Genomic DNA, 10,445 nt, shown 5'->3' on the forward strand with positions numbered 1-10,445 from the left:
CGGCGCCGCAGCCGGCGGCGACCATCAGGGCGACGGCCGCGGCCGCCGTCCCGGCGCGACGGACACGGGCGGGGTGCGGGTCACGGGTCACACCGGTCATCCTGGCCGGAACCGGGCACGACGGCAGCACGGGTGTGGTCGCGCAACACCGGCGGTCACGGCGCGTCGACCCGCACCTCGAGCGACCCGAGGCGCTCGAACCCGAGGTCCGACGGCCCGTCGGCCGGTGTGGCGAGCCGCAGCGCGGGGAACCGCCCGACCAGCGCGTGCAGCGCCACCTCGATCTCCTGACGGGCCAGCGCGGCCCCCAGGCAGTAGTGGGCGCCCTGGCCGAACCCGAGGTGCCCCTCGCCGCGGCCCGGGTCCCGGGTCACGTCGAGCTCGTCGGGCCGGTCGTGCCGACGCGGGTCGAAGTTCGCGGTGACCAGCCCGGCCGTCACCGACTCCCCCGCCGCGATCCGGGTGTCGCCGACGACGACGTCGGTGCTCGCGTACCGGGGCGTGCTCACCGGGACCGCGCCGCAGGTCCGCACGATCTCGTGCACCGCGGTGGGCCACCGCCACGGTTCTTCGCGCAGCGTCGCGAGCTGGTCGGGGCGGGTCAGCAGGGCCAGCGTCGCCCGGGACAGCACGTGCGCGGTCGTCTCGAACCCGGCGACGACCAGGTCGAACAGCAGGACGTCCAGCTCGTCGGCGGTGAGCCGGTCGCCGTCGTCGTGCACCGCGACGAGCACGTCGACCAGGTCGTCGCGCGGGTCGGCACGCCGGGCCGCGACGAGCTCGTGGATCTGTGCGACGACGGCCCGCGCCACGTCGGGCATCCGCTCCGGGTCGGGTGCGACGAGCAGCGCGGCCAGCTCCCGCCAGAGCCCGCGCTGCTCCACCGGGACGCCGACGAGCTCGCAGATCACCGCGATCGGCAGCGCGCGGAACACCGTGGGCAGCAGGTCGACCGGGCTGCCGTCGGCACCGGTGGCAGCGACGTCGTCGAGCAGCTCGGCGGTGAGCTGCTCCACGCGGGGGCGCAGCGCGGCGACCCGGCGCACGGTGAACGCCCGGGAGACGAGCCGGCGCAGCCGGGCGTGGTCGGCGCCGTCGCGGACGAGCAGGCCCCGGCCGAGGTGGTCGAGCTCCGGCGGCAGCCCGAGCCCCGTCAAGAGCGTGCCCATGACGTCCCCGGCGCCGGGCACCCCGGCGGGGTCGTTGCGGAACCGCGGGTCCAGGAGCAGGGCGTGCACGTCGTCGTGCCGGGTGACGAGCGACGCGGCGCCCATCGGCGACTCCGGCATCGCGACGACGGGCCCCTGTTCGCGCAGGCGCCCGAAGGCGGCGACCGGGCAGGTGGTGCGGTCCACGACGTACTCCCTCGACGGCGTCAGCAGGTCCGGTCCATCGGACACCGTGCCGTCGCGGCAGGGTCAAGCCCGCAACGCCGACCGACCTCCGTGACGCCACACAATTGACGATGGCGCCATCCTGCGCCATAGTTGCGCCATGGAGTTGGACGGATATGTCGATCGCCTGCGCACCGAGTTCGCCGCACTGGGCGAGGCCGCGGGCGAGGACACGCGGGTGGCCGCGGAACGGCTGCTCACGCCCCTGACGTCGACGACCCGCTTGGTCCTGCTCGAGGCGCTGGCCGCGGCGGCCGACGAGATCACCCTCGAGCTCGCACCGGGGTCGGTGCACGTGCGGCTGCGCGGCAGCGACCCCGAGTTCGTCGTCACCGCAGGGTCGGCCCCGCCGTCGGCACCCCCGGCGACGACGGAGGCGCCACCCGTGGCGCCATCGCCACCGGCGGGCGCCGACGGCGAGTCCGGGCCGGTCGCCCGGATCAACTTCCGGCCGCCGGAGACGCTCAAGACCCGGATCGAGGAGGCCGCCGGGCGGGACGGCCTCAGCGTGAACACCTGGCTGACCCGTGTGGCCGCGGCCGCGCTGGACCGCCCCGCCACCGCGCCCGACCGCCCCGACGCCGCCCGCCGCGGCCGCGTCGGCTGGTTCGGCTGAGCCACACGACCTCTGCCACCCACCCCTGACTCACGGCGTCCCCGCGACGCCGAGGAGGCGATGCCCCGTGCCCACCTACGACACCCCCGAGCCCGTCACCGCGATCGTCGACCTCGCCATCGGCGAGCTACGGGTGACCGCGTCGGACCGCACCGACACCGTCGTCGAGGTCCGCAGCTCCGACGCCGACCGCGCCCACGCCGACCGGGTCCGGGTCGAGCTGACCGGGCGGGAGCTGCGCGTCACCGGCCCGCAGCTCGGGCTGCTGCAGAAGCTCACCCCGCGCACCCCCGGCCGCTCGATCGAGGTCGGGATCGCCCTGCCCGCCGGGTCGGCGCTGACCGCCGCCACCACCTACGGCGGGATCGTCGTCGAGGGCCCGCTCGGGGCCTGCGAGGCCCGCACCCGCTTCGGCGACGTCCGCGTCGACGACGCCGCCTCCGCCGACCTGAGCACCGGCTTCGGTCACGTCCGGATCGGCGGAACCGTCACCGGGGACGCCACGGTCCGCTCCGACCACGGCGGCATGCAGATCCACCGCATCGGCGGCACCGCGACGCTGAGCAGCAAGCACGGCGGCATCCGTGCCGACGAGCTGACCGGCGACGCCGAGCTGACCGGCACGCACGGCCCCGTCGACGTCGACGAGCTCGGCGCGGGCGCCCGTGTGCGCACCGCCTACGGCGACGTCCGGCTCGGCCGCGTCCACCGCGGCGAGGTGTCGCTGACCAGCACGCACGGCCGGCTGGAGATCGGCGTCGCGCAGGGCAGCGCCGCCTGGCTCGACCTCGACACCTCCGGCCGGGTCGGCAACGACCTCGCACCGCGCGAGGCCCCGGACGGCGACGCCGTCGACACCGTCGCCGTGCACGCCCGGTCCCGCGAGGGCGACATCGTCGTCCGCCGCGCCTGACCCCCGCCGGCCGCGATCCCACCCACGAACCCGTCCACGAGAGGAACCACCGTGCCCACACCTCCGCCCGCGATCGCCGTCGCCGCCGTGCACAAGTCCTACGGCGACCACGCCGTGCTCCGCGGCATCGACCTCGACGTCCCCGCCGGGACGGTGCTCGCGCTGCTCGGCCCGAACGGCGCCGGCAAGACGACGCTGGTCCGGATCCTGTCCACGCTGCTGCCACCGGACTCCGGACGCATCCGCATCGCCGGGCGCGATCCGGCGACCGACCCCGACGGCGTCCGCGCCGCGATCGGGGTGACCGGCCAGTTCTCGGCCGTCGACGGCCTGCTCACCGGTGCGGAGAACCTGCGGCTGATGGCCGACCTGCACCACCTGCCCCGCGACGCCGGCCGCGCCCGCACCCGGGAGCTGCTCGACCGCTTCGGCCTCGCCGACGCCGCGGACCGGCGCGCCGGGACGTACTCCGGCGGGATGCGCCGCCGCCTCGACCTGGCCATGACCCTCGTCGCCGACCCCGCCGTGCTGTTCCTCGACGAGCCGACCACCGGGCTGGACCCACGCAGCCGCCGCGACCTGTGGGACGCCGTACGCGACCTCGTCGGCCGCGGCGTGACCGTGCTGCTGACCACCCAGTACCTGGAGGAGGCCGACCAGCTCGCCGACGACGTCGCCGTCCTGGACGGGGGCCGGCTCGTCGCCCGCGGCACCCCGGCGCAGCTCAAGGCCCGGGTCCCCGGCGGGCACGTGCGCCTGCGCTTCGCCGACGACGACGCCCTCGCCGCCGCCCGCACCGTGCTGCCCGCCGCCGTCGCCGACACCGCCGCCGTGACGCTGCAGCTGCCCGCCACCGGGGCCTGCGACCTGCGGGACCTGCTGGACCGCCTCGCCGGGACCGGGGTGGAACCCGAGGAGCTGACCACCCACACGCCCGACCTCGACGACGTCTTCCTGGCCCTCACCGGCCACCCGAGCACCCCGGAGGTGGCCGCGTCATGAGCGCCGCCGTCATGGACACCACCGCCCTCGACCGTCCCCGCCTGCTCACCGACTCGGTGACGATGCTGCGCCGCCGCATCCGGCACCTGCGCCGCTACCCGTCGCTGACGATCATGCTGATCGCCCAGCCGCTGGTGTTCCTGCTGCTGTTCGTGGTCGTCCTGGGCGGCACGATGGGCGCCGGGCTGGGCGGTGACCGCAGCGACTACCTGGCCTTCGTCACCCCCGCGGTGCTGCTGCTGACCGTTGCGAGCGTCGCGATGGGCACCGCCATCGGGGTCGCCACCGACATGACCGAGGGCGTCGTCGCCCGCTTCCGGACGATGGCGATCGCCCGGTCCAGCGTCCTCACCGGGCACGTCGTCGGCGCGTTCGTACAGACCGCGGTCGGTCTGGTCGTCGTGCTCGGGGTGGCGCTGGCGCTCGGCTTCCGCAGCGGTGCCGGGCCGCTCGCCTGGCTGGGCGTCGCCGGGATGTTGGCGCTGCTCACGGTCGCCCTCACCTGGCTGACCGTGGCCCTCGGGCTCGCCGCCGCCAGTGTGGAGACGGCCAGCAACACCCCGATGTTCCTGATGCTGCTGCCGTTCCTGGGCAGCGGGTTCGTGCCGGTGGACTCGATGCCGGCCGGGCTGCGCTGGTTCGCCGCGTACCAGCCGTTCACCCCGGTCATCGACACCCTGCGCGGGCTGCTCGGTGCCGGGTCCGGCAGCGGGGCCGGGCCCGGCACCGACGCCGCGCTCGCCGTCGGCTGGTGCGTGGTGATCACCGTCGGGAGCCTGCTGTGGTCGCGCCGGCTCTACGAGACCCGCGCGGCGCGCTGAGCGTCAGCCTTCCGGCGGGCGGTCGACGTGGACGGGCAGGGCGGGCAGCCGCTCGAACCCCAGCCGCGACGGGCCGTCCGCCGGTTCGGCGAGCCGGAGCCCCGGGAAGCGCGTGACCAGCGCCGACAGCACGACCTCGACCTCCTGGCGGGCCAGCGCGGCGCCGAGGCAGTAGTGCGCGCCGTGCCCGAACCCGAGGTGCCCCTCGCCGCGTCCGGGGTCGCGGCGCACGTCCAGCTCGTCGGGCCGGTCGACGACGCGTGGGTCGAAGTTCGCCGGCAGCAGGCCGGGCAGCACCGCGGTCCCGGCGGGCACCGGTGTCCCGGCGATCTCGGTGTCCTCGGCCGCGTAGCGCGGGGCCCCGGCCGGGATCGGGCCGCAGGTGCGGACCAGCTCGTGCACCGCCGTCGGCCACAGCTGCGGATCGGCCCGCAGCGCGGCGAGCTCGTCCGGGCGGCTGAGCAGGGCGAGTGTGCCCTTGGCCAGCACGTGCGCGGTGGTCTCGAACCCGGCGACGGTGAGGTTCACCGTCATGTCGACGAGCTCCTGCTCCGAGAGCCGGTCGCCGTCCTCGTCGTGCGCCGCGACCAGCCCGGACAGCAGGTCGTCGGCCGGCTCCCGGCGACGGGCCTCGATCAGGTCCCGGACGTGGGCGACCATCCCCCGGGCGACGTCGGGCATCCGCTCCGGGTCGGGCTGGATCAGCAGCCGGGCGAACTCCCGCCAGCGGTCCCGGTCGCCCTCCGGCACGCCGACGAGCTCGCAGATGACCGCGATCGGCACCGGGTAGGCCAGCGCCTCCACCAGGTCGACCGGGGTGCCGTCGGCACCGGCCGCGGCGACGTCGTCGAGCAGGCCGTCGACGATCGCCCCGACGCGGGGGCGCAGCCCGTTCACCCGGCGCACCGTGAACGCCCGCGACACGAGCCGGCGCAGCCGCGCGTGGTCCTCGCCGTCCCGGCCCAGCATCGGACGGCGGAGCAGGTCGAGGTCCTCGGGCAGCCCGATCAGCCCGGTCTGGGCGTTGCGCAGGTAGTTCTCCGCCTCCGGTACCGCGGCCGCGTCGTGCCGGAAGCGGTCGTCGGTGAGCATCGCGCGGACCTCGGCGTGCCGGGTCACCATCAGGCCCTGCTGCGTGGGCCGTCCGGGGATCTCCAGCGGGATCTCCACGACCGCCGCGACCTCGCGCAGCGCGGAGAAGCCGGCGACCGGGTCCGACGGGTCCACGGTGTCCGGGCCTGCGGTCGGCGCGGTCGGCGCGGTGGTGGTCGTGTCCTCTGCCATGGGCCCAGTCGACACCGTGCCGCCGCGGCACGGTCAAGCCCCGCGATCGGGCGGGTTCGGTCCCGTTCGTCCCGCCCGCACCGTAGGCTCCGCGCGTGCGCACGGATTCGGCCATGCAACGGACGGTGACCCGATGAGCGGACTGTTCGCCCTGCTCGACGACGTCGCGGCGCTGGTGCGCCTGACGACGGCCTCCCTCGACGACGTCGCCGGGGCCGCCGGGCGCGCCGGGGCGAAGGCCGCAGGGGTGGTCGTCGACGACGCCGCGGTCACCCCCCGCTACGTGCAGGGGCTCAAGCCCGAGCGCGAGCTGTCGATCATCTGGCGGATCGCCAGGGGCTCGCTGATCAACAAGATCGTGTTCATCCTGCCGGTCGCGCTGATCCTGTCCCAGTTCGCGCCGTGGCTGCTGACCCCGATCCTGATGGTCGGCGGCTGCTACCTGGCCTACGAGGGCGCGGAGAAGCTCTGGGAGTACTTCTCCGGGCACTCCGAGCACCCCGAGGAGCGCGACGAGAAGGTCGCGGCGGACCCGGCGGAGAACGAGCGCCGGGTCGTCTCCGGCGCCGTGCGCACCGACTTCATCCTCTCGGCCGAGATCATGGTCATCGCGCTGAACGAGGTGGCGTCCGAGGGAATCGTGTCCCGGGCGATCATCCTGGCCGTCGTCGCCGTCGCGATCACCGCGCTCGTCTACGGCGCGGTCGCGCTCATCGTGAAGATGGACGACGCCGGCCTGGCCCTGGCGAAGCGCGGCTCCGGCCCCGTCGCGTCGTTCGGGCGCGGGCTGGTGAAGGCCATGCCGATCGTGCTGACGACGCTGTCGGTCGTCGGCGTCGCGGCGATGCTGTGGGTCGGCGGGCACATCCTGCTGGTCGGGATGGACGAGCTGGGCTTCTCCCCGATCTACGACCTGGTGCACCATCTGGAGGTGGCCGTCGCCGACGCGACCGGTGCGCTGGGCGGGTTCCTGGGCTGGCTCACCAACACCGTCGGCTCGGCGATCCTCGGGGTCGTGGTCGGCGCGGTGATCGTCGCCGTGGCGCACCTGGTGCCGAAGCGGAAGAAGAAGAACGACACCGACGACGACGCCGAGGCCGCCGGGACCGCCGGCGCCTGAGCCGGGAGGCCGCCGTGAGCCGCATCGAGATGCCGTCCGGCGAGACGATCGACGTGCTGCACAGCGGCGCCCCGGCCTTCGAGTTCGAGGCCGTCGTACCGCCCGGGGTGGCCGGTCCCCCGCCGCACCGGCACCGGGGCGCCACCGAGTCGTTCACCGTGCTCGAGGGCGTCCTGCGGGTACGGGTCGGGGGCTGGACGAGCCTGCTGCACCCCGGCGACGGGATTGTGGTGCCGCCCGGCGTCACACACTCGTTCGGCAACGGGGGCGACGGCCCGGTGCGTGTGCGCACCGTCGAGACCCCCGCCGGGCCCCTGGAGGAGCAGTTCCGGATCCTGGCGTCGGCCGGGCGGCTGCCGCCGCTGCGCCGCCTCGCGCGACTCAACGTCGCCCACGACCTGGACTTCTCCCTCGCCGGGATCCCCGACGCGGTGCAGCGCCCGCTGTGGCGGTTGCTCGCGGCGCTGCCCGGTCCGTCATGATCGGGCGATGGGAGACACCGGCGTCTTCGTGCCCTACGGCGCGACCCACTGGGCCGCGCTGACCGTCGGGGTCCTCGGCGCCGTCGCGCTGGTGGCCCTGGGACGACGGCTGCGCGGCACCCCTGCCGAGCCGGGCGTCTCGCGGGCGTTCGCCGTCGTGGTCGTCGTGCTGCTGGTGCCGCTGCAGCTGCGGCTGCTGACCCCGCAGACCTTCGACGTGCACATCTCGCTGCCGCTGCAGCTCTCGGACCTGTCCTGGGGCACCGCCGCGGTCGCCCTGTGGACACGGCGCTGGTGGGCGTGCGCGCCGCTGTACTACTGGGGTCTCACGCTGACCCCGCAGGCGCTGCTCACCCCGGCCACCGACTCCCCCGACTTCCCGCACGTCGCATTCCTGCACTTCTGGGCGCTGCACCTGCTGGTGACCTGGGCCGCGGTGTACCTGACCTGGGGCGCCGGGGTGCGGCCGACCTGGCGCGGGATGGCCGTGACGCTGGCGGCCACGATCGCCTGGGCGGCGGTGGTGCTGCCGTTCAACCTCGCCGCGGGCACCAACTACGGCTTCCTCGCCCACAAGCCGACCAACGCGTCCGCGCTGGACCTGCTGGGCCCGTGGCCGGTCTACCTGGTCGTCGAGTTCGTGCTGGTCGCGGTGGGGTGGGCGGTGATCACGTGGCCGTGGACGCGGCGGCGGGAACGGGAACCGGCCTGACCGGCAGCCGCTCCGCCAGCCCGTCGACGAGGTGGTCGAGCACCGCGCGCACCCGCCGGGGCGGGTCCGCCCCGTGCACCGCCAGCAGGTCCGCCGACGGGGTCGGGATGTCCGCCAGCACCTGCACCAGCTCCCCCGACGCGAGCAGTGGCGCGACCTGCCACAGCGAGCGCATCACCAGACCGCGGCCGGCCCGGCACCACGCCGTCGCGACCTCGCCGTCGTTGCAGGTCATCGCGCCCGTCACGCGGACCCCGGCGGCGTCGGCGTCGGTCCCGAAACGCCAGTGGGCGTAGGCGGTGTCGTTCTCCCGGATCACGATGCAGTCGTGTCCGGCCAGGTCGGCGGGGGTGCGCGGGGTGCCGCGGCGGCCCACGTACGACGGCGCCGCGCACACCACGCGCCGGTTGCGGTGCAGAACCCGGGAGTGCAGCCGCGAGTCGGGCAGCGGTCCGACGCGCACCGCGAAGTCGTAGCCGGAGCCGCCGACGGCGACCGGCAGGTGCGACAGCTCCAGGTCGATGCGCAGGTCCGGATTGGCCGCCTCGAACGTGCCGAGCAGCGGCGCGACGTGCGCCCGGCCGAACCCCATCGACGAGTGCACCGCGATCCGCCCGTGCAGCCCCGAGCGACGCCGGCCGATCTCGTCCTCCAGGTCGTCGATCCGGCCCAGCACGTCGCGGGCGCCCTCGGCGTAGCGGCGGCCCTCGTCGGTCAGGGTGAGACGCCGGGTGGACCGGTTGACCAGGCGGACGCCCAGACGTCGTTCCAGGCGGGCGAGCCGCTTGCTGACCGCCGACACCGACACACCCCACTGGCGCGCCACCTCGGTCAGCGTGCCCGCGGCGGCGACCCCGGCGAAGAAACGCAGGTCGTCGAACTCGGGCAGCTCCACACCCACTCCTTTCCCCTGCGGAAAGACTGTCCGGTCCGGACGACGGTTCACCGCGTCCGGTTCGCCGATCAGGATAGAAGCAACCGAGTCGAGGAGGACACGACATGACCGCGCACCGCATCGCCCTCATCCCGGGCGACGGGATCGGCAAGGAGGTCGTCCCGGAGGGCGTCCGCGTGCTGACCGCGGCCGCGGAGCGGTTCGGGATCGGGCTGGAGTTCACCGAGTTCGGCTTCGCGAGCGCCGACCACTGGCTCGAGCACGGCACGATGCTGCCCGAGGACTGGTTCGAGCAGCTGCGCGGCTTCGACGCGCTGTTCTTCGGCGCCGTCGGGTGGCCCGAGGTGCTGCCCGACCACGTGTCGCTGTGGGGCAGCCTGCTGCAGTTCCGCCGCCGCTTCGACCAGTACGTCAACCTGCGCCCGGCCCGGCTGCTGCCCGGCGTCGCGTCGCCGCTGGCCGGCCGGTCCCCCGGCGACGTCGACATGCTGATCGTCCGGGAGAACACCGAGGGCGAGTACTCGTCGGTGGGCGGGCGGATGTTCTCCGGCACCGACCGCGAGATCGTGATCCAGGAGACCGTCATGACGCGCACCGGCGTCGACCGGATCCTGCGCTACGCCTTCGAGCTCGCGCGGCGGCACCCGAACCGGCACCTGACCTCGGCGACGAAGTCCAACGGCATCGCGATCACCATGCCGTACTGGGACGAGCGGGTCGCGGCGATGGCGGCGCAGTACCCCGACGTCGACGTCGACTCCTCCCACATCGACATCCTGGCGGCGCGGTTCGTGATGAGCCCGGAGCGGTTCGACGTCGTGGTCGCCAGCAACCTGTTCGGCGACATCCTGTCCGACCTCGGGCCGGCCTGCACCGGGACGATCGGCATCGCGCCGAGCGCGAACATCAACCCGGAGCGGGAGTTCCCGAGCCTGTTCGAACCGGTGCACGGGTCCGCACCGGACATCGCCGGGAAGGGCGTCGCGAACCCGGTCGGCCAGATCTGGTGCGGGTCGATGATGCTGGAGCACCTCGGCGAGCACGAGGCCGCGGCGGCCGTGCTGGCCGCGGTCGAGGACGTCGTCGGGCGGGGCGGCGCGACCGTCACCCCGGACCTGGGCGGCACCGCGACGACCGCCGAGCTGGGCGCGGCGATCGCCGAGGTCGTGCGGGGATGAGCCCGTCCGGACCCGGCCGGCGCGCCCC

11 protein-coding genes are annotated in these 10,445 nt (G+C 74.9%); 8 read left to right on the plus strand and 3 right to left on the minus strand.

The window, feature by feature from the left end; genetic code table 11:
- Window positions 1-155: 155 nt before the first annotated feature.
- Window positions 156-1,355, minus strand: coding sequence for a cytochrome P450 family protein (locus GTW08_RS32870; protein WP_139282962.1), 1,200 nt, complete (start codon window positions 1,353-1,355; stop codon window positions 156-158).
- A gap of 139 nt (window positions 1,356-1,494) precedes the next feature.
- On the opposite strand from GTW08_RS32870, the gene GTW08_RS06585 reads away from it, so the two are divergent.
- The 4 genes from GTW08_RS06585 to GTW08_RS06600 all read left to right on the plus strand — a co-directional run bounded on the left by GTW08_RS06585 (window position 1,495) and on the right by GTW08_RS06600 (window position 4,746).
- Window positions 1,495-2,010, plus strand: a complete 516-nt coding sequence (locus GTW08_RS06585; RefSeq protein WP_073577517.1) for a hypothetical protein — start codon at window positions 1,495-1,497, stop codon at window positions 2,008-2,010.
- 67 nt (window positions 2,011-2,077) lie between these two features.
- Window positions 2,078-2,923, plus strand: a complete 846-nt coding sequence (locus tag GTW08_RS06590; protein ID WP_073577516.1) for a DUF4097 family beta strand repeat-containing protein — start codon at window positions 2,078-2,080, stop codon at window positions 2,921-2,923.
- 51 nt (window positions 2,924-2,974) lie between these two features.
- Window positions 2,975-3,925, plus strand: coding sequence for an ATP-binding cassette domain-containing protein (locus GTW08_RS06595; RefSeq protein ID WP_073577515.1), 951 nt, complete (start codon window positions 2,975-2,977; stop codon window positions 3,923-3,925).
- On the plus strand, window positions 3,922-4,746 hold the full coding sequence (locus GTW08_RS06600; protein WP_237453603.1) for an ABC transporter permease: 825 nt from the start codon (window positions 3,922-3,924) through the stop codon (window positions 4,744-4,746). Before GTW08_RS06595 ends, GTW08_RS06600 begins: the two co-directional genes overlap by 4 nt.
- 3 nt (window positions 4,747-4,749) lie before the next feature.
- On the opposite strand, the gene GTW08_RS06605 is transcribed toward GTW08_RS06600, so the two are convergent.
- Entirely contained in the window at window positions 4,750-6,030 is a 1,281-nt protein-coding gene (locus tag GTW08_RS06605) for a cytochrome P450 family protein (RefSeq protein WP_073577514.1), read from the minus strand.
- Between the two features lie 133 nt (window positions 6,031-6,163).
- Here GTW08_RS06605 and GTW08_RS06610 point away from each other — a divergent pair, with 133 nt between their 5' ends.
- Genes GTW08_RS06610 through GTW08_RS06620 form a run of 3 tightly spaced genes read left to right on the plus strand, consistent with a single transcriptional unit; the run spans window position 6,164 to window position 8,344 of the window.
- Entirely contained in the window at window positions 6,164-7,150 is a 987-nt protein-coding gene (locus GTW08_RS06610; RefSeq protein ID WP_073577513.1) for a DUF808 domain-containing protein, read from the plus strand.
- Window positions 7,151-7,164: 14 nt separating this feature from the next.
- Window positions 7,165-7,632: a cupin domain-containing protein gene (locus GTW08_RS06615; RefSeq protein WP_073577512.1), complete on the plus strand. Its 468-nt coding sequence runs from the start codon at window positions 7,165-7,167 to the stop codon at window positions 7,630-7,632.
- Between the two features lie 7 nt (window positions 7,633-7,639).
- Window positions 7,640-8,344 carry a TIGR02206 family membrane protein gene (locus tag GTW08_RS06620; protein WP_073577511.1) on the plus strand — a complete coding sequence of 235 codons (705 nt, stop codon included), beginning with the start codon at window positions 7,640-7,642 and terminating at the stop codon, window positions 8,342-8,344.
- On the opposite strand, the gene GTW08_RS06625 is transcribed toward GTW08_RS06620, so the two are convergent.
- Window positions 8,301-9,239: a LysR family transcriptional regulator gene (locus GTW08_RS06625; RefSeq protein ID WP_073577510.1), complete on the minus strand. Its 939-nt coding sequence runs from the start codon at window positions 9,237-9,239 to the stop codon at window positions 8,301-8,303. The genes GTW08_RS06620 and GTW08_RS06625 overlap by 44 nt on opposite strands.
- 104 nt (window positions 9,240-9,343) lie before the next feature.
- Between GTW08_RS06625 and GTW08_RS06630 the strand changes: the two genes are divergently transcribed.
- Complete coding sequence (locus GTW08_RS06630; RefSeq protein WP_073577509.1) at window positions 9,344-10,417, plus strand: tartrate dehydrogenase; 1,074 nt, start codon at window positions 9,344-9,346, stop codon at window positions 10,415-10,417.
- The last annotated feature ends 28 nt before the right edge of the window (window positions 10,418-10,445 follow it).

Source organism: Pseudonocardia sp. SID8383, from assembly GCF_009864975.1.
In the GTDB taxonomy this organism is placed as follows: Bacteria; Actinomycetota; Actinomycetes; order Mycobacteriales; family Pseudonocardiaceae; genus Pseudonocardia; species Pseudonocardia alni.